This is a genomic window from Streptomyces malaysiensis subsp. samsunensis (genome assembly GCF_024519315.1).
Taxonomy (GTDB): Bacteria; Actinomycetota; Actinomycetes; order Streptomycetales; family Streptomycetaceae; genus Streptomyces; species Streptomyces malaysiensis.
On the sequence record NZ_JANIIC010000042.1, the window covers coordinates 53,789 to 75,093 of the forward strand.

The 21,305-nt window shown below is 74.3% G+C and carries 2 protein-coding genes; both read right to left on the minus strand.

Translation table 11 applies throughout. The features are described from left to right. Window positions 1–13: 13 nt before the first annotated feature. Window positions 14–1,270: an MFS transporter gene (locus NQU54_RS30715; RefSeq protein ID WP_257633890.1), complete on the minus strand. Its 1,257-nt coding sequence runs from the start codon at window positions 1,268–1,270 to the stop codon at window positions 14–16. Further along, complete coding sequence (locus tag NQU54_RS30720; RefSeq protein WP_257633891.1) at window positions 1,267–21,303, minus strand: non-ribosomal peptide synthase/polyketide synthase; 20,037 nt, start codon at window positions 21,301–21,303, stop codon at window positions 1,267–1,269. Before NQU54_RS30720 ends, NQU54_RS30715 begins: the two co-directional genes overlap by 4 nt. Window positions 21,304–21,305: the final 2 nt, after the last annotated feature.

A 21,305-nucleotide genomic window follows, 5' to 3' on the forward strand; every position in this document is an offset into this window, starting at 1 on the left:
ATATGGATGACGGTCAGTCGGCCGTGGCGGGCCGCCCGGTCTCGTGGCGCCGGGACAGCGTGCGCAGGGTCGGGCTGAGAGTGGCCAGGACGGCCGCGGCGGCCATCCCCGCCGAGCAGAGCAGGAGCGCCCGGTCGCCCGGCAGGGCCTGGGCGAGCGACCCGCCCAGCGCGGGACCGGCCGCGCTCGCGGCACCGCAGGCCAGAACGAGGGTGCTGGTGAGCCTGCCGCGCAACTCGTCCGGGGTGCGCAGCAGTTGCTCGGTCATGATCGCTGTGTTCGCCGTCGGCGGGAACAGCGCGATCAGGGCGAACAGCACCCCGATGAGATAGCCGCTGTCCATCAGCACGGTGACCGGGGCCAGCACGGCCAGGGCCCAGAACACCGCGATGATGCCGCCGTACGGGCCCAGCCGCCGGTGCAGTACGGGCGCCACCAGCGCGCCGAGCACCCCGCCCACCCCGAGCATGGCCGCCATTACACCGACCTCGCCGGAGGGCACCCCCCGGGACTCGGCGAGCACGATGACGACGAGGTAGTAGGCGCTGAAGAACAGGTTGAGCACCACCGCGCACACCACCGTGACCCGGATCCGGCGCTCCCGCCACACCCACCGCAGCCCGGCCAGCGCCTCACGGCCCAGCGGGCCCGCACCGCCCGTGGGCCGCTCGCGCCGGGGCAGCCTGACGAAGAGCAGCACGACGAAGGAGAGCGTGTGTGTCACGGCGTCCACCAGGAAGGGGACGAACCGCCCCACGGCGAACAGGAATCCGCCGGTCGCGGTGCCCGCCAGCTGCCCCATCGAGGCACGTGCGGTGTTCATCGCCACCGCCGTGGGCAGATGCTCGTCCGCCACCAGGGCCGGCAGCGACGCGCTCTCCGCCGGTTCGAAGAGCGCCGCGCTCGCCCCGAACACCGCCGCCACGGCCACCATGTGCCAGACGGTGGCCGCACCGGCCCACACGGCCGCCACCAGGCTGATGGCGGAGACCGCCTGGGCCGCCTCACAGCCCAGCATGATGGCCTTGCGGTCATAGCGGTCCACCAGGACACCCGCCGGGAGCCCGGCCACCATCTGCGCGGCGGCGATGGTGCCCATGACCAGACCGGAGGCGGCGCCCGAGCCGGTGAGCGCGAGGACCAGCAGCGGAAACGCGATCAGCGCCGAGTGGAAGCCGAACTCCGAGAGCGCCTGACCGCCCCACAGCAGCCGGTAGTCCCGGTTGCGCGACAGGGGAACCGGCGGGGGCACCGGCGGGGCCGCGGTCATACGGCGCCCCGGCAGTCCGCGGCGATCCGGCGCAGCGCCTCCGCGAAGTCCCCGGCCACCGACTCCACGGTCCGCCTCTCGTGCACATCGGGGCGGTAGCGCCAGGTGAAACCGAGCCGGCCGTCCTGCACCGCGCCCACCACCTCCAGCAGATGGGAACCGGCCTCGCGCGGATCGTGGTCCTGGCCGAACGACCCGCGCTCGGCGTGGACCAGACCGCCCTGGGACCGCGCCGACCGGGCGTCCCACTGGCCCAGGTAGTTGAACACGATCTGCGGCCCGGCGCCGTCGCGGGACAGCCGCTCGCGCAGCGCGGGCGGCCCGAACGTGCGCAGCGCCCCGAAGCCGAAGCCATTGCCGGGTACGGTCCGCAGCCGCCGCCTGACCGACTTGACCAGCCCGCGCCAGTCGGCGGGTCCCCCCTCGGGGATGTCCGGCAACTCGAAGGAGACCGGGTACATCGTGGTGAACCAGCCCACCGTACGGGAGAGATCGACACCGTCCAGGATGTCCTCGCGCCCATGGCCCTCCAGCTCCACGGAGACCCGCTCCCGGCCGGTCCAGCGGGACAGCGCCAGCGCGAGGGCGGCGAGCAGCACATCGTTGATGCGGGTGCGATAGGCGGTGGGCGCCGAGCGCAGCAGCGCCTCGGTGTCCCGTTCGTCGAGCGTGACCGGCACCGTACGGATCTCGGCCCCGGGCGCGGCCACCTGGTGGTCGACCGGCAGTGGCCGGGCGTCGAGGGCCCCGCACCAGTGGTCGGCCTCATGGTCCAGGGCGCCCTCGGCGACATGCTCCGCGAGCCGCCTCGCCCAGTCGCGGAAGGCGGTGGTCTTGGGGCCGAGGTCCACCGGTTCGCCCCGTACGCCCTGCTGATAGGCGATGTCCAGGTCGTCCAGCAGGATCCGCCAGGACACCCCGTCGATGACCAGATGGTGCGCGGTCAGGAAGAGGAACGGCCGCCGGGCCTCGCCGAAGCGGAACAGCGCGGCCCGCAGCAGCGGCCCCCGGCCGAGCCCGAAGTCCGCGTGGAGCGCGTCGGCCGCCTTCTCCATCGCGGCGTCCGCTTCCCTGGCCGGCAGACCGGACAGATCGTGGCGGTCCAGGACGGCGATGTCGGCCTCCGGCGCCGGGACGTGGCTCCGCCACTGGCCGCCCTCCTCGGTGAACCGGGTGCGCAGCGCGTCATGGTGGACCAGGAGCGCGGCCAGCGCCCCCTCCAGCGCCTTCTCGTCCGGCTCCTGGTGCAGCTCCAGCAGCGTGGACTGGTTGAAGTGGTGCGGATTGACGGTGTGGGTGGCGAAGAACCAGTCCTGGATCGGGGTGAGCGGAAGCGACCCGGTCACCGGCTCCGCACGGCCCTCGTCCCGCTCGGCCGTGGCCACGGTGGCGAGCGCGGCCACCGACTGATGGGTGAACAGATCCTTGGTGGTCAGCCGCAGCCCGGCCTGGCGGGCCCGGGAGACCACCTGGATGCTGAGGATGGAATCCCCGCCGAGCTCGAAGAAGTTGTCCGCCACCCCCACCCGTTCCAGACCGAGCACATCGGCCCAGATGTCCGCGATCCGGCGTTCCATCGGGGTGCGCGGGGCGACATGGTCCGCACCGGAGGCGGCGGGTGCCACATCCGGATCGGGCAGGGCCCGGCGGTCGACCTTGCCGTTGGCCGAGAGCGGAAGGGCGTCCAGGGTGGCGAAGGCCGACGGCACCATATGGGACGGAAGGGTCCGCCCCAGGGCGTCGCGCAGCGAGGCGGCGGTCGGCGAGGCGCCCGGCGCCGGGACGACATAGCCCACCAGCCGCTTCCCACCGGAGGGCTGCTCGGGGGTCGGGGCGGTCTCCCGTACGGCGACCACCGCCTCCCGCACCTCCGGGCTGCGCCGCAGCGCGCTCTCCACCTCGCCCGGTTCGATCCGGAAGCCCCGCACCTTGACCTGGTCATCGGCCCGGCCCAGGAACCTCAGCGCACCCTCGCCGGTCCACCGCACCACATCGCCGGTGCGGTACATCCGGCCGCCCGCCGGGCCGAACGGATCGGCCACGAACCGTGCGGCGGTCAGCCCCGGACGGCCCAGATAGCCCCGCGCCAGGCCCGCGCCCGCCACATACAGCTCCCCGGCCACGCCCACCGGCACCGGGCGCAGCGCCTCGTCCAGCACATAGACCCGGGTGTTCGGGATCGGCCGGCCGATCGGCGGGGCCCCCGACCCCGCCGTCAGCGGTTCGGACCAGGTGCTCACCACCGTGGCCTCCGTCGGGCCGTACGAGTTGACCATCCGCCGGCCCGGCGCCCAGCGGTCCACCAGTCCGGCGGAGCAGGCGTCGCCGCCGACGATCAGGGTCCGCAGATCCGGCAGCCCCGCCCGCCACGCCGCCTCCGGCACGGTGGCCAGCGCGGCCGGGGGGATCAGCGCATGGGTGATCCGCTGCCCGTCGAGCACCTCGGCCAGCCGCTCGCCCAGCAACGGCCCCTCGTCACCGATCACCAGCGCCGCGCCACGGGGCAGCGAGACGCACAGCTCCAGAACGGAGGCGTCGAAGCTGGGGGAGGAGAACTGGAGCACCCGGTCCCCGGCCCGCACGCCGTAGTGTTCGACCGCGGCCGCCGAGAAACCGGCCAGCCCCGCATGGGTGACCACGACCGCCTTGGGCACACCGGTGGAACCGGAGGTGTAGATGACATACGCCGGATGGTCCGGTGTCAGCCCACGGCCGGGCGGTGGCCCGGCCGGGCCGTCCTCGGCCCAGACCGAGACCGCGTCGTCGAGCACCACCGAGGGCGCGGCGTCCCGCAGCATGAACGCCACCCGCTCCTTCGGATAGCCGGGGTCCACCGGCAGGAACGCGCCACCCGCCTTCACCACGGCCAGCTGCGCCACCAGCATCTCCACCGAACGCGGCAGCACCAGCGCCACCAGGCGCTCCGGTCCCACGCCCAGGCCGATCAGCCGGTGCGCCAGCCGGTTCGCGGCCACCTCCAGTTCGGCGAAGGTGAGATCGCCCTTTCCGTACCGCACGGCCGTGGCGTCCGGGGAGACGGCCACCTGCCGCTCGAACAGCTCGCGCAGCGTGGCGCGCTCCACCTCCCGCCCGGTGTCGTTCCACTCGACCAGGGTGCGCCGCAGCTCGGCCGGGGTGGTCAGCGGCAGCGCGCCCACCGCCCGCTCCGGATCCTCGGCGATCCCGGCGAGCAGCGCCCGCAGGGCCGTGCCCATCCGCTGCACGGTCGGGGCGTCGAACAGATCGGTGCTGTAGCCGATCAGCCCGCGCAGCACACCTCCCTCTGCCTCGGCGAACTCGAAGGTGAGGTCGAAGGCGGCCGTCCCCGTATCGAGCTCCACGTCCGCCAGCTCCAGACCGGGCAGCTCGAGCGTCCGGCCCGGCGCGTTCTGGAGCACCACCATCGCCTGGAACAGCGGTGTCCGGCTGGTGTCCCGGGGCGGCCGCACCTCGTCCACCACCCGCTCGAACGGCACCGCCTGATGGGCGAAGGCGTCCAGGACGGTGCCGCGCACCTCGGCCAGGAAGTCGCCGAAACGGGCGCGCGGATCGACCGTGGAGCGCAGCACCAGGGTGTTGACGAAGAACCCGATCAGCCGCTGCACCTCGGCGCGCTCCCGCCCCGAGGTGACGGTGCCGACCGCGATGTCCCGTCCGCCCGAAAGCCGGGCGAGCAGGATCTGGGACGCCGCCACCAGCGTCATGAACAGCGTGGTTCCCCGCGCCCGCCCGAACTCCTCGAGGCGCAGGCTCACCTCGGCGGGCACGGTGAACTCCACGGTGGCGCCGTACTTCGTCCGCACCTCGGGGCGGGGTCGGTCGGTGGGCACCTCCAGCGGCGGGACTTCGGCCAACTGGCGTGTCCAGTAGGCCAGTTCCTCCTCCGCGCGGGGTGCGGTGAGTTCGGCCCGCTGCCAGGCGGCGAAGTCCGCGTAGTGCACCGGGAGCGGGGGCAGCGCCGCGGGCTCACCGCTCAGCGCCGCCCGGTACAGATCCCCTAGATCGCCGGTGAGCACACCGGTGGACCAGCCGTCCGTGATGATGTGATGCAGCGTCAGGCTCAGTATGTGCTCCTGGGCGCCGAGCCGGATCAGACCGGTCCGCAGCAGCGGGCCACGTCGCAGGTCGAACGGGCGCGCCCGTTCGTACTCCAGCAGCTCCGCCAGCTCCATCTCCCGCTCGTCGGTGGGCAGATGGGACAGGTCGTACGGGTCGAGCCGGATCTCCCACGGGTCGTGGACGATCTGCACCCCGCGGCCGTCCACCGCGTCGAAGGTGGTCCGCAGCGACTCATGGCGGGCCACCAGCGCGGTCAGCGCCGCGCCGAGCGCGTCCACATCGAGGGCTCCCCGCATCCGCAGCGCCAGCGGGGTGATGTACTCGGCGCTGTCCGGTGCGAAGGAGTCCAGGAACCACAGACGTTGCTGCGGATACGACAGCGGCAGCTCGCCGTCCCGGGGCACCGGTGTGATCGGGGCCGGCCGGTCCCCGGCGCGGCCGTCCTTGCCGTCGAGCGCCTCGGCCAGGGCGGCGAGGGTCGGATGGGTGAACACCAGACGGGGCGAGGGCTCCACTTCGAGCACCTCGCGCAGCCGTGAGGTGAGCCGGAGGGAGAGGATCGAGTCGCCGCCGAGCTCGAAGAAGCTGTCCCCGGCGCCGACGCGTTCCACCTCCAGCACCTCGGCCCAGACCGCCGCCACGGCCTGTTCGAGCCCCTCGCGCGGTGCGCGGTAGGGCGTGCGGCGGATCTCCGGGCCCGGGGCGGGCAGCGCCGCCCGGTCCAGCTTCCCGGTGGGGCCGAGCGGCAGCGCGTCCAGCGGGACGACGGCCGACGGCACCATGTAGTCCGGGAGCCGCTCCGCCGCGTACGCCCGCAGCCGGGCGCCGTCCACCGCGGCGTCGCCACCGGCCACCACATAGGCCACCAGCCGCTTCCCGCCCGGCCCGTACTCCCGGGCCACCACCGCGACATCCGCCACCTCCGGATGGCCGGCCAGCACCCCCTCCACCTCGCCCGGTTCGATCCGGAAGCCACGGATTTTGATCTGGTCATCGGCGCGGCCGGCGAACTCCACCGTGCCGTCCGGCCGTCGGCGCGCCAGATCGCCGGTGCGGTACATCCGCTCCCCGGCGGGTCCGTACGGATCGGGGAGGAACGCCGCGGCGGTCGGACCGGGACGGCCGAGGTAGCCACGGGCCACCCCCTCCCCCGCGATGAAGAGCTCCCCGACCACACCCGACGGCACGATCCGCAGCGCGGAGTCCAGGACGTGGACCCGCATGTTGTCCAGCGGCCGGCCGATCGGCACCACCTCGGGCACCTCATCCGCGCGGGACATCGGGAAGGACGTGGCGAAGGTGGTGGTCTCGGTCGGTCCGTAGCCGTCCACCACGGTCAGCCCGGGGCAGTGTTCCAGCACCCGGCGCACCGAGGCCGCGGGCACCACATCGCCGCCGGTCCACACCTCGCGCAGCCCCGTGAAGCAGTCCGGCGCGTCCTGAGCCAGCAGCCGGAACAGCCCGGCGGTCAGCCAGAGCCCCGTGACCTCCTGCCCGGCCACCAGCCGGCGCACCGCGGCGGCGTCCAGCTCGCCCGGTGTCACCACCACCCGGCCACCGCCCAGCAGTGGCACCCACATCTCATAGGTGGCGGCGTCGAACGCCACCGGCGAGTGCATCGGCACCCGTTCGTGCCCGCCACCGGCGAAGGCGCGGTCGAGGGCGAGCGCCGCCACATCGCGATGGCGCACCCCCACGGCCTTCGGCACACCGGTCGAGCCGGAGGTGAACATCACATACGCCAGCTGGTCCCGGTGCACCGGCACCGCGGGCGCCACCGGCTCGTATTCGCGCGCGGCGGCCACCTCATCCGGTGTCAGCACGACCGTGGCGCCCGCCTGGTCCAGCAGCGTCCGCCGCCGGTCGCGCGGGGCGCGGGTGTCCACCGGTACGTACACCCCACCGGCCCTGACCACCGCGAGCTGGGCCACGACCAGCTCCACCGACCGGTCCATGAGCAGCGCCACCCGGTCCTCCGGCCGGAGGCCGGAGCGCAGCAGATGGCCCGCCAACCGCCCTGCCCAGTCGTCGAGTTGGGCGTAGCCGAGCGAGGTGGCGCCGTCGGTGACGGCGACGGCGTCCGGGGTGCTTCGGACCCGCTCGGCGAACAGCTCGGCCAGCGAGCCCTCCGGAAGCGGCCGGGCGGTGGCGTTCCACTCCCGTACGGCCCTTCGGCGCTCGGCCTCCGTCAGCAGCGGCAGCTCGTCCAGGGATTGCCCGGCGCCGTCCGCGATCCCGGTCAGCAGCGTCTCCAGATGGGCCGCCGCCCGCTCCACCGTGGCCGCGTCGAACAGCGCCGGATCGTAGGCGATGTCGAAGCCCAGCCGGTCGCCGAGATAGGCGCGCAGACACAGCGGGAAACTCGTGGCGTCCTCGGCCCGCACCTCCAGGACACGGATCCCGGCACCGGCCGCCGACGCCTCGTCGAAGGGGTAGTTCTCGAACACCACCATGCTGTCGAAGAGCGCCTCACCGGCCGGGAGCGCGCTCAGGGCCTGGATCCGGGGGAGGGCGACGAAGTCGAAGCGGCGGGACTCGCTCTGCTGCTCCTGAAGCTCCCGCAGCCACTCCACGACCTCACGGCCGCCCTCGGCCACGGCCCGGGTGGGGACCGTGTTGATGAACATGCCGACCATCGTCTCCACGCCCGGCAGCCCCTCCGGACGGCCCGAGACGGTGGTGCCGAACACCACATCGCGCGCACCGGAGTACCGCGACAGCAGCAGCGCCCACGCCCCCTGCACCACCGTGTTGACCGTCAGCCCGCCGCCGCGCGCCGTCTCACGCAGCCGGGCGGACACCTCCTCGGCCAGCTCCAGCCGGGTCAGCGCGGTCGAGGTGGTGCGGTGCGCCTCCCGGGGCGGCCGGTCGTACGGCAGCGGTGTGCGGATGCCGAACCCCGCCAGCACCTGGCGCCAGTGGCGCTCGGCCCGCTCCTGGTCCCGTTCGCGCAGCCAGCGCAGGAAGTCCCGGAACGGGCGGCGAGCGGGCGGCTGGGGGGTGCGCCCGGCGACGAGGGCCGCGTAGGTCTCGCACACCTCGGCGAAGATCTGCCCGGTGCTCCAGCCGTCGAGCATCAGATGGTGCGCGGTCCACACCAACATGACCTCGTCATCGGGCAGCCCGGCCACCGCGATCCGGCTCAGCGGGGCCGAGGTGAGCTCCATCCCGGCGGCGCGGTCCTCGGCCAGCAGCCGCCGCAGCGCCTCCTCCCGCCCGGACGGCGTCAGCCCCCGCCAGTCCATGCGCGCGGTGGGCAACTCGGCCCGGCGGTGGACGACCTGGACGGGCTCGGCGAGCCCCTCCCAGCGGACGGAGCTTCGTAGGACCGGCGTACGGTCCACCACCCGCCGCCAGGCGGCCGTGAAGGTGTCCGGGTCGGCGATCCCGCCGATGCGGACCGCGATCTGGTCGAAGTAGGCGCCACCGGTGGCAGCGCTGTCCACGAGGCCGTGGAAGAGCATCCCGGCCTGGAGCCCGGTCAGCGGATAGATGTCCTCCACCGTGCCGCCGTCACCGGCGATCAGATCCACCTGGCGCTGGTCGAGCCGGGCGAGCGGGTAGTCGGAGGGGGTGCGGCCCCCCGCGCCGGGCTCCGCGCAGTGCGCGACGATCTCCTCCAGCGCGGCCAGACAGCCGTCCGCGAGCCGGCGCACGGTCGCCTCGTCGTACATCCCGGCCGGATAGCTCCAGCCCAGCTCCAGACGGCCGTCCTGGACCGCGCCGGTGACCTCCAGCAGATACGGCCGGGTCTCCCCGGGCGGGGCGTCCTGGCCGGTCACGGGGAGGGCGGCGCGGTACAGGCCCGGGGCCGCCGCGCTGTCGTCGTCCGCGGCCACATCCCACTGGCCGTGGTAGTTGAAGACGATCTGGGGCGAAGGACCGCCCGGCAGCTCCCCGGCCGGGGAGCCGTCGGGGGCCAGATGGCGCAGCGCACCATGGCCGAGCCCGTGGTGCGGGACGGCGCGCAGCTGCTCCTTGACCGACCGCAGGGTCTCGCGCCACTCCGCCCCGGCGTCGACGGCCAGCGCGAGCGGGTACTCGGCGGTGAACCAGCCGACGGTACGGGAGAGATCCAGGTCCGCGAAGAGATCCTCGCGGCCGTGCCCCTCCACCCCGATCAGCACCGTGTCCCCACCGGTCCAGCGCGCCAGGCTCCGGCCGAGCGCGGCGAGCAGCACCTCGTCGATCCGCGTCCGGTAGACACCGGGGACCTGGCGCAGCAGCGCCCCGGTCTCGGCGCGCCCGAGGACCGTGGTCACCGTGGCCGCCGTCCCATGGGTGTTGGGGCCCTCACGGTCGACGGGGAGGGTGGCGGGCGCCGAGCGTGCCACGCCCGTCCAGTAGGCCAGCTCGCCGTCGAGCCCACCGGAGCGCACATGCTCCGCCAGCCGGGCGGCCCACCGGGTGAAGGCGCTGCTCGCCGGGGGCAGGGTGGCCGCGCCACCGGCGGCGGCGCGGCGGTAGGCGGTCTCCAGATCGCCGAGCAGTACGCGCCAGGAGACGCCGTCCACCACCAGATGGTGGGCGGTGAGCAGCAACTCGGGCGGCCGCCCGGGGCCGAAGGCGAACAGCAGCACCCGCAGCACGGCCCCCTCGGCGATGTCCAGGCCCGTCTGGGCCGCGACCGTGGCCTCCCGTACGGCCTCCGCGCGTGCCGCGTCGTCCAGACCGGACAGGTCGTGCCGCTCCAGCACACCGCCGGGGGCGGCGGGGAGGACCTCCTGCCGCCACCGGCCGTCGACGGTCAGGAAGCGGGTGCGCAGCGCCGCGTGCTGCGCCACCAGGGCGTCCACCGCCTGCCCCAGGGCGGCCTCGTCGAGGTCGCCGGTGAGTTCCAGCCGGTGGCTCATGGTGAAGTGGTGCCGGTCGCCGGGCCGCCGCCCGTCCAGGTACCAGTGCTGGATGGGGGTCAGCGGCGCCGGTCCGGCCACCGCCCCGGCCGGTTCGGCGAGCGGCTGCCGCCGGGTGGCCTCCACGCTCGACCCGAGTTCCGCGACGGTCTGGTGGCGGAAGACGTCCTTGGAGGTGAGCGTCAGCCCGGCCTGCCGGGCGCGGGAGACGATCTGGATGCTGAGGATGGAATCCCCGCCCAGGGCGAAGAAGTTGTCCGCCACGCCCACCTCGGGGACGCCCAGCACCTCGGCCCAGATGCCCGCGAGCACCGTCTCGGCGGGGGTCCTGGGCGCCACATACGGCGAGCCCTGCTCCGGCCGGTCCGGGGGAGCGGGCAGCGCGCGCCGGTCGACCTTGCCGCTGTCGGTGCGGGGCATCCGGTCCAGCGGCACAAAGGCGGCCGGGACCATGTAGTCGGGGAGGGTGCGCTTGAGCTGGGCGCGCAGCTCCACCGGATCGGGGGAGCCGGCGGTCACCAGATAGGACACCAGCCGCCGGCGGCCGGTGTCCTCGCGGGCCACGACCACCGCCTCCTGGACCGCCGGATGGTCCAGCAGCGCGGCCTCGATCTCGCCGGGCTCGATCCGGAAGCCACGGATCTTGAGCTGTTCGTCGGCACGGCCGAGGAACTCCAGCGCTCCGTCCGCCGTCCAGCGCGCCCGGTCGCCGGTGCGGTACATCCGGCTGCCGGGAGGGCCGTACGGATCGGCGACGAAATGCCGTGCGGTGAGCCCGGGGCGGCGCAGATAGCCGCGCGCCACCTGGGCCCCGGCCAGATGGAGTTCACCGGGGACGCCGGGCGGCACCGGCCGCAGCGCGCCGTCCAGGACGTACGCCCGCAGATTGCGGCCGGGCCGTCCGATGAGCGGACGGCCGCCGAGACCGGCCAGATCGCCGTAGACCGCGTCCACCGCGCATTCGGTGGGCCCGTAGAAGTTGTACGCCGCCACGTCCGGCACCGCGCTCAGCTCCCGCCACAGCGTCGCCCCGAGGGCCTCGCCGCCCACCATGACGATCCGGGGGCGATGGCGGTCCCCGGCGAACAGCCCGGCCGCCATCAGCTCATGGAGGTAGGACGGGGTGACATCGAGGAAGTCCAGGCCACGGTCCGCGACCAGTGCCACCAGGGCGGCCGGGTCGAGCCGTACCGTGTCGTCGACCAGATGCACCTCCTGGCCCGAGGCCAGGAACACCGCGCCCTCCCAGGAGGTGTCGAAGGAGAACGCGGCGGTCAGCGCCGAGCGCAGCGGACGGCCCGCCTCGGCCTGGTGCGGTGCGATGAGCCCGGCCCGGTGGTCGAGGCAGAGGTTGACCAGCTGGCGGTGCTCGACCGCGACGCCCTTGGGGCGGCCGGTGGACCCCGAGGTGTAGGTGATGTACGCGGTGTGGCCGGGCAGCAGCGGGGTCGGCCGGTCCGCGTCGGTGGGATCGGTGTCCGGAAGCGTGTCGAGGGGCGCGTCCCGCAGCACATCGGGGGTGAGGACGGCCTCGGGCGCCGCGTCCTGAAGCAGGAACCGCGCGCGTTCGGCGGGCAGCCCCGGGTCCACGTACAGGTGTGCGCCACCTGCCTTGACCACCGCGAGCTGGGCCACCATCAGATCGGCGGTGCGCGGAAGCCTGACCGCCACCACCTTCTCCGGGCCCACGCCGAGGGTGATCAGATGGTGGGCCAGCCGGTTGGCGGCCGCGTTCAGCCCCGCGAAGTCATAGGTGGCGTCGGAGGCCACCAGCGCGGTCGCGCCCGGGGTGCGGGCGGCCTGCTCCTCGAAGAGCCGGGGGTAGGTGGTGTCCGCCACCGGGAGAGCGGTGTCGTTCCACTCCTCCAGCACCGTCCGCCGCTCCTCGGCGGTCAGCAGCGGCAGTTCGGCCACCCGGAGCCCGGGGTCCTCCGCCACCGCCTCCAGCAGCAGTCGCAGCTGACGGGCCATCCGCTCCACGGTGGCCGCGTCGAACAGATCGGTGTTGTACTCCACGAAGCAGGTCAGGGCGCCGAGGTGGGTCACGAAGTCGAAGCCCAGGTCGAAACCGGCGGTCCGGCCCGGGACGCGTACGGCCTCCACGGCGAGACCGGGCAGTCGCGGCACCTCGGCGCCCAGGTTGTGCAGCGCCACCATCACCTGGAAGAGCGGGGTGCGGCTGGTGTCCCGCTCCGGCTGGAGCGCGTCCACGATCCGCTCGAACGGCACGTCCTGGTGGGCGAAGGCGTCCAGTACGGTGCCCCGCACCCGGACGAGCAGCGCCTCGAACGACGCGTCGGCGTCCACCCGGGTGCGCAGCACCAGCGTGTTCACGAACATCCCGACCAGATGCTCCAGTTCGGGGCGCTCCCGTCCCGAGGTCACGGTGCCCACCGCGATGTCCTCCTGCCCCGACCAGCGGGCGAGCAGCACCTGACAGGTGGCGAGGAGCGTCATGAAGAGGGTGGCGTCGCCGCGCCGCCCGGCCGCGCGCAGCCGCTCCACCAGACCGGCGGGCAGGGTGAACTCCAGCAGCGCCCCGCATCTGGTCTGCACGGCCGGCCGCGGACGGTCGGTCGGCAGCTCCAGCGGCGCCAGATCCGCGAGCCGCGCCCGCCAGTACTCCAGCCGCGGCTCCACCCGGGCCGCGCCGCCCAGCGGATCGCGCTGCCACGCCGCGTAGTCGGCGTAACCCAGCGGCAGCGGGGCGAGCGCGGGCGGTCGTGCCACGGCCGCCGCGCCGTACAGCTCGCTCAGATCGGCGCCGATGACGGCCGTGGACCAGCCGTCCGTGACGATGTGATGCATCGTCAGGGTGAGCACATGCTCCTCGTCGTCCAGCCGGATCAGGGACGCCCGCAGCAGCGGCCCGGTGCGCAGATCGAAGGGCGTGGCACCCTCCCGCTCCAGCAGCCGCTCCAGCTCCCGCTCGCGCTCGGCCATCGGACCGGCCGTCAGGTCGTGCACCGGAAGCGCCACCGGGTACGGCTCGTGCACCCGCTGCACCCCGTGGCCCGCGACCTCGGCGAAGGTGGTGCGCAAAGGCTCGTGCCGGGCCACCAGGCCGTCCAGGGCGGTGCGCAGGGCGGCGGTGTCCAGACGGCCGCGCAGCCGCAGCGCGAACGGCGTCACATACTCCGTACCGCCGTCGTCGAAGGAGTCCAGGAACCACAGGCGCGCCTGTGCGAACGACAGCGGCAGCTCCCCGTCCCGAGGCACGACCGGGATGGTGTCCACCGCCCCGCCCCGCCCGTCGCCGACGGCCCCGCCGTCCTCCGGCGCGGACAGCGCGGCGGCGAGCTCGGCCACGGTGGTGTGGGTGAACAGCGCGCGCGGCGTGACCTCCGCGCCGAAGGCCGTCCGCAGCCGGGAAGCCACCCGGATGGCCAGGATCGAATCGCCGCCCAGGGCGAAGAAGTCGTCCATCGCCCCGGCCCGATCGACCTGGAGGACCTCGGCCCACACCCGCGCCACCGTACGCTCGGCCTCGGTGCGCGGGGCGATCCGCTCGGCGCTCGCCGCGAGTCCGCTCGCGCCGGGCGCGGGCAGCGCGCCCCGGTCCAGCTTGCCGTTGGCGGTCAGCGGCAGCGCGTCCAGCGGTACGAACGCCGCCGGGATCATCTGCGCGGGCAGCGACCGCTGGAGGAACTCCCGCAGCTCACCGGCCTCGGGTGGCACATCCGCACCGGCGGCCACCACATAGGCCACCAGCCGCCGCACCCCCGGCTGATCCTCCCGTACGGTCACCACCGCGTCGCCGACCTCCGGATGGGCGGTGAGGGCGGCCTCGACCTCCCCGGGCTCGATCCGGAAACCGCGGATCTTCACCTGGTCGTCGGCGCGGCCCAGATACTCCAGCTCCCCGTCCGCACTCCACCGGGCCCGGTCGCCGGTGCGGTACATCCGGCTCCCGGCGGGCCCGTGCGGATCGGCCATGAAACGGGACGCGGTCAGCCCCGGGCGGCGCAGATAGCCCCGGGCGAGCCCCGCCCCCGCCACATACAGCTCGCCCACCGCCCCCGGCGGCACCGGCTCCAGCCCCGCGTCCAGCACATACACCCGCAGATCCGGGATGCCGGTGCCGATGCCGCTCGCCGCGTCCGCCGGAGCGGACGCGGCGGCGCGGTCCAGCGGGGCGTAGGTGACATGCACGGTGGTCTCGGTGATCCCGTACATATTGACCAGCACCGGCGCGGTGTCCGGATGCCGCGCGTACCAGCCCGCCAGCCGCCGCGCGTCGAGCGCCTCACCGCCGAACACCACCCGGCGCAGGGCGAGCCGGGCCCCGGGGCGCTCCTCGTCGGCGCGCATCAGCCCCTGGAAGGCGGACGGCGTCTGGCTGAGCACCGTCACCCCCTCGTCCGCCAGCAGCCGCAGGAACTCCTCGGGGGAGCGGGAGACGGCGTACGGGACCACCACGAGGCGGCCGCCGTGCAGCAGCGCCCCCCAGATCTCCCAGACGGAGAAGTCGAAGGCGTAGCTGTGGAACAGCGTCCACACATCGTTCGCGTCGAACGAGAACCACGCATGGGTTTCGGAGAACAGCCGGACCACATTGGAGTGCGGGATCACCACTCCCTTGGGCACGCCCGTGGACCCGGAGGTGTAGATGGCGTAGGCGGGGCTGTCCGGCAGCGGCCCCGAACCGGCCGGAACGGCGGCGGGCCGCCGCTCCAGATCGGCGATCAGGGCGGGGTCGTCCAGGCACAGCCGGGCCACGGCGGGGGCAGCGCCTTCTTCCGTCTCCTCGCCGAGCCGTGCCGCGAGGGCGGTGGTGGTCAGCAGGACGGCCGGTTCGGCGTCGGCGAGCATCCGGGCGATCCGGCCGGACGGCAGGTCCGGGTCGAGGGGCAGATAGGCCGCGCCCGACTTCAGCACCGCCACGATCGCCACGAGCATGTCCGGTGTACGGGGCAGCGCCAGCGCCACATACCGCTCCCGCCCGGCGCCCTCGGCGATGAGCCGATGCGCCAACCGGCTTGCCCGCGCGTCGAGTTCGGCGTACGACAGCGATACCCCGGTGCAGGAGACGGCGATGGCCCCGGGGGTGCGGGCCGCCTGCTCCTCGAACAGGTCCACCAGCGTCCGCTCCGGCGCCCCGCCGCCGCCCCACTCCACCAGGGTCCGTCGGCGCTCCTCGGCGGTGGTCCACGGCAGCGCCCGCAGCGGACGGCCGGGGTCGGCGGCGATCGCGGTGAGCAGCAGGCACAGCCGGTCGGCGACCGCCGCCGCGGTCCGCGCGTCGAACTGCCCCGGGTCATAGCCGAGGTCGAAGCCCAGCCGGTCGGAGAGATGCGCCCGCAGACTCAAACCGAAGTTGGTCGCGTCGATGGAGCGGACCTCGATGATCCGCAGGCCCGCCTCGCGCGCCGAGGTGTCGTCAAAGGGGTAGTTCTCGAATGCCACGATGGAATCGAAGAGCGGGGTCCCGGTCGGTACGTCGCTCCAGCCCGCCACCCGCGCCAGCGAGACGGATTCATGGCGCCGCGAGGCGGACTGCGCCATCTGGAGGTCCCGCAGCCAGTCCCCGGTGTCGCGGGCGGCGTCCACCCGCACCCGGGTCGGCAGGGTGTTGATGAACATCCCCACCATCGACTCGACCCCGGCCAGCTCCGCCGGGCGGCCCGAGACGGTGGTGCCGAAGACCACGTCCTCCTCACCGCTGTACCGGGACAGCAACAGCGCCCACGCGCCCTGCACGATCGTGTTGACGGTCAGGCCGCCCCTCCGGGCCGTACGGCGCAGTTCCTCCGACACCTCGGGGGTGAGCGACACCGCCACGGTCGCCGAGGACCGGGCCCGGTGGGACTCCACGGCCTTGCGGTCGCGGGGGAGCGGGGTCGGCGCGGTGAGGCCCGCGAGCAGTTCCCGCCAGTGGCTCTCGGTCTCCCGTCCGTCCTGCCCCTCCAGCCACGTCAGATAGTCGCGGAACGGCCGGCGGGCGGGGAGCGCCGGGGCGCTGCCCCGGGCGGCCGCGGTGTACCGCTCGCACACCTCGGTGAACACCTGCGCCAGGCTCCAGCCGTCCAGCACCAGATGGTGCGAGGTCCAGATCAGCGCCACACGGGCGTCGGTCAGCCGGGCGACGGCGAGCCGCATCAGCGGCGGTGCGGCCAGATCGATGCCCAGGGCCAGATCCTCGGCCCGGAACCGCTCCAGCTCGGCCTCGTGCCGCTCCTCGGACAGCCCGCGCCAGTCCAGATGGGTCACGGGCACCCGGGCCCGGTGGCGCACGATCTGCAACGGCCGCTCGACGCCCTCCCAGACCACGCCGCCACGGAGCACCGGCGTGCGGTCCACCGTCTCCTGCCAGGCACGGGCGAACGCCTCCGGGTCGCGCACCCCGTCCAGAACCAGCGTGGCCTGGTCGAGGTAGACGTCCTCCGCGCCGCCGACCAGCCGGTGGAAGAGCATGCCCTCCTGAAGCGGCGTCAGCGGATAGACGTCCTCGATCTCCCGCCCGTCGCCCACCAACCGGTCGACGGCGTCCTGGTCCAGTCGGGCCAGGGGAAAGTCGGAGGGGGTACGGCCGCCCGCGCCCGGTCCATCGCAGTGCGCCACGATCTCCCGCAGCGCGGTGAGCATGCCGTCCGCGAGCCCCCGCACCGTGGCCACGTCATGGACCCGGTCGGAGAACAGCCAGGTCAGCTCCAGCTCACCGGCCGCCACCACGGCGGACACATCGAGCGGATACACCGAGGGCTCATCTGCGGCCAGATCCCGGCCCAGGGTCTCCCCGGTGAGTGTGAACGCGCCGTCGTCCCCGGCCGAGTCCCACTGGCCGTGGTAGTTGAAGCAGATGCCCGGCAGCGGCGCGCCGGTGAGCGCCCGCGCGGGCGAGTCCGGGGCGCTCAGATACGCCAGCGCCTCATAGCTCAACCCCCGGTGCGGCAGCGCGCGCAGCTGCTCCTTCACCGACTTCAGCACCGCGCCCCAGCCGTCCCCGGGCAGCGTCAGCGCCACCGGATACTGCGTGGTGAACCAGCCCACGGTCCGGGACAGATCGACGGCCGGGTCCAGCTCCTCCCGGCCATGGCCCTCCATGGCCACCAGCACCCGGTCCTCGCCGGTCCACCCGGAGAGCACCCGCCCCAGCGCGCTCATCAGCACATCGTTGATCTGCGTCCGGTACACCCCGGGCACCCGGCGCAGCAGCCCGTCGGTGGCCTCGCGGTCGAGCCGTACCCGCACGGTGCGGGTGGACCCGGACGTGGCCGTGCCCGGACGGTCCACCGGAAGGTCCGCGCCGCCCGCCCGCCGTACGCCGTCCCAGTACGCCAGATCGCCGTCCAGCAGGCCCTCCCGCACCCGCTCGCCCAGCCGGTGGGCCCAGGTGGTGAAGGGCGTGGAGGCGGGCTCCAGGCGCACCGGCTCCCCGGCGGCGGCCTGCCGGTAGGCGCTTTCCAGATCGCCCAGCAGAATGCGCCACGAGACGCTGTCCACGGCCAGATGGTGGACGGTGAGGAACAGCCGCGGCCGGGCCCCCGCCCCGCGCCGTAGCAGGGCGCCCCGCAGCAACGCCCCTGTGGTCAGGTCGAGTTCGGCGCGGGCGGCCTCCGCGGCCGCTTCCTCCTCGCCGGCGGCCTCGGACGGATCGTGGCGGCGCAGCAGCGGCCCGTCCGCCGCGCGGTCCGCGAGCTGCCGCCACTCGCCGTCGTCGCCCCGGACGAACCGGGTGCGCAGGGCGGGGTGGTGCGCGACCACGGCGTTCAGCGCGGTCTCCAGCGCGCCCTCGTCCAGGTCGTGCGGCAGCTCGAGCACCATCGACATGGTGAAGTGGCGCAGCGCGCCATGGGTGGCGAAGAACCAGTGCTGGATCGGGGTGAGCGGCGCCGGGCCCGCCGCGTCCGCCGGTCCCTGGTGGGTGACGCCCGGCGCGTCGCGCGGCGTCACGGCGGCGGCCAGCTCGGCGATGGTCTGGTGCAGGAAGACGTCCCGCGAGGTGAGCGCGAGCCCGGCCCGGCGGGCCCGGGAGACGATCTGGATGCTGAGGATCGAATCGCCGCCCAGCTCGAAGAAGTTGTCGTCCACCCCCACCGCTCGGGCGCCCAGCACCTCGGCCCAGATCCGTGCGAGCTCCCGCTCCGTCCCGGTGCGCGGAACCGTGGCCTCCCGCTCCGGGCGGTCCGCGTCGAACCGCGGGGCGGGCAGCGCCCGGCGGTCCAGTTTGCCGCTGGTGTTGAGCGGCATGGCGTCCAGGGCGACGAAGGCGGCGGGAACCATATGACCGGGCAGGGTGCGCCCGAGGGCCGCGCGCAGCTCATCGGAGGCGGGCGGCTGACCGCCCGGGGCGGGCACGTGGTACGCGGCCAGCCGTGCGTGGCCGCGGTGATCGGTCACCGCGACGACGGCCGCCTCGGCGACGCCGGGCAGATCGAGCAACGCCGCCTCGATCTCCCCCGGTTCGATCCGGTGGCCCCGGATCTTCACCTGGTCGTCGGCGCGCCCGAGGCAGTCCAGCTCCCCGCCGGCGGTCCAGCGGGCCACGTCCCCGGTGCGGTACATCCGGCTCCCCGCGGGCCCGTACGGATCGGCCACGAAGCGGGACGCGGTCAGCCCCGGACGGCCCCGGTAGCCCCGGGCCACCTGCTCACCCGCCAGATACAGCTCACCCGCCACGCCCACCGGCACCGGCCGGAGCCGCGAGTCCAGCACATGGGCGCGCAGATTGCCCAGCGGCCGTCCCACCACCGCACGCCCCGCGCCGCCGATCCGGGCGGCGAGCGCGTCGATGGTGCACTCGGTCGGACCGTAGAAGTTGTACGCCGTCGTGCCGGGCGTGTCCGCCAGCCGCCGCCACAGCGAAGGACCGAGGGCCTCACCGCCCAGCATCAGCACCCGCGGGCGGTGGTCGGGGTGGTCCAGCAGCCCGGCCGGGAGGAGCTGTCGCAGATACGAGGGGGTGAGGTCGAGGAAGTCGACGCGGCGCTCGGCGATATGCGCCACCAGCGCGGCCGGATCGAGCCGGGTGGTCTCGTCGATGAGGTGCAGCTCATGGCCGTCGGCCAGCAGCAGCAACCCCTCCAGCGAGGTGTCGAAGGAGAACGACGCGGTCAGCGCCGCGCGCAGCGGCCCGCCGCCCGCCTCGGCCACGAAGCCCCGGCGGTGGCCGACCAGCAGGTTGACCATCGACCGGTGCGCCACGGCCACCCCCTTGGGGCGGCCGGTGGAGCCGGAGGTGTAGAGGACGTAGGCGGCGCTGTCGGGGCGCAGCGCGGCGGTGCGGTCCGCGTCCGTGGGATCGTCCGCCGGCAGGGTGGCGGGGACGGCGCGCAGCGCGGCCTCGTCGAGCACCAGCGCCGGTTCGGCGTCGGCCAGGAGGAACGCGAGGCGCTCGGCGGGGAGTTCGGGGTCGAGCGGCAGGTAGATCCCGCCCGCCTTGAGCACTCCCAGGATCGCCACGATCATGTCGGAGGTCCGGGGCAGCCTCACCCCGACCACGCGCTCCGGTCCCACTCCCCGGGCGATCAGATGGCGCGCCAGCCGGTTGGCGGCCGCGTTCAGCCCCGCGAAGTCGTACGTGGCGTCGGAGGCCACCAGCGCCGTGGCGTCCGGGGTACGGGCCACCGCCGCCTCGAACATCGCGGGGAACGTGGCCGGTTCGACCGCGAGTTCGGGACCGCGCCCGAGAGCCGTCATCCGCCGCCGTTCGCCCTCCGTGAGCAGGGGCAGCTCGCGCAGTGGCCGGTCCGGTTCGGCGGCCACTCCGTCCAGCAGCACCAGCAGATGGCCCGCCATCCGCTTCGCGGTCGCCGCGTCGAACAGCGCGGTGCTGTACTCCAGCAGACCCCGCAGCTCGGTACCGTCCGTCCCGTCCTCGACGAATTCGACGCTGAGGTCGAAGGTGGCCGACCGCCGGGGCACATCCACGCTCGTCGCGGTCAGCCCGGACAGCCGGGGCGCGTTCCGCGGGGCGCTGTGCAGCAGCACCATCACATCGAACAGCGGATTGCGGCCCGCCTCCCGGCGCGCCCCCACGGCCTCCACCAGCCGCTGATACGGCGTCTCGTCATGGGCGAAGGCGTCCAGCACCGTGGCCCCCGCGTCGGCCAGCAACTCGCGGTAGGAGCGGGCCGTGTCCACAGAGGAGCGGAGCACCACCGTGTTGACGAAGAAGCCGACGGCGCGCTCCAGTTCGGTGCGGCCACGGCCGGAGGTGACGGTGCCGATGGCGATGTCGTCCTGCCCCGACCAGCGGGCGAACAGCCCCTGACAGGCGGCGACCAGCGCCGTGAACAGCGTGGTCCGCTCCCTGGCGGCAAGCGCGCGCAGCCGGGTCGCGGTGGCGCGGTCCACCGTGAACTCGTGGACCGCGCCCGCCGAGGTGGGCGCCGGGGGCCGGGGCCGGTCGGTGGGCAGCTCCAGGGGGACGACGCCCTCCAACCGCTCCTTCCAGTGGTCGAGCTGCCGGTCCGACGCGGCCTCCGAGAGCCGCTCCCGCTGCCACACGGCGAAGTCCGGGTACTGCACCGGCACCGGAGGCAGCGGGACCGCGCCGTACAGCGCGCACAGCTCGTCCTGGAGCACCCCCATCGACCAGCCGTCGGTGACGATGTGATGGGCCGTCAGCAGCAGCACGTGCTCGTCCTCGGCCAGCCGGATCAGCAGCGCCCGCAGCACCGGACCGGTCCGCAGATCGAACGGCCGGGCGTACTCGGCCAGCAGCAACCCGTCCAGCGCATCCGGACCCCGGCCCGCGCCGGAGAGGTCCGCTCCGGAGGAGTCCGGGCCGGTGAGGTCCGCGCCGGAGAGGTCGGCCACCGGCAGCGGCACGGGCGCGGCCGGGCGCACCACCTGCGTGGGCCGGCCGTCGAGGTCCTCGAACGTGGTCCGCAGCGCCTCATGGCGCTCCACCAGGGCGTCCAGCGCCCAGGAGAGCGCCGCCACGTCCAGCGCGCCGGTCAGCCGCAGCGCCAGCGCACTGTTGTACCCCGCCTCGTCCGGCTGGAGGGTGTGCAGGAACCACAGCCGCGCCTGGGCGAAGGACAGCGGCAGCGGCAGCGCGCGGTCCGCGCGCGGGATGGCGTCGGCGCGCCCCGCCTTGCCCGCGAGGCGGCGGCGCAGGGCCGCCCGCAGCTCCTCGGGCAGCGCGGCGGCGCGGTCCTTCCTCGAAGACGTCATGT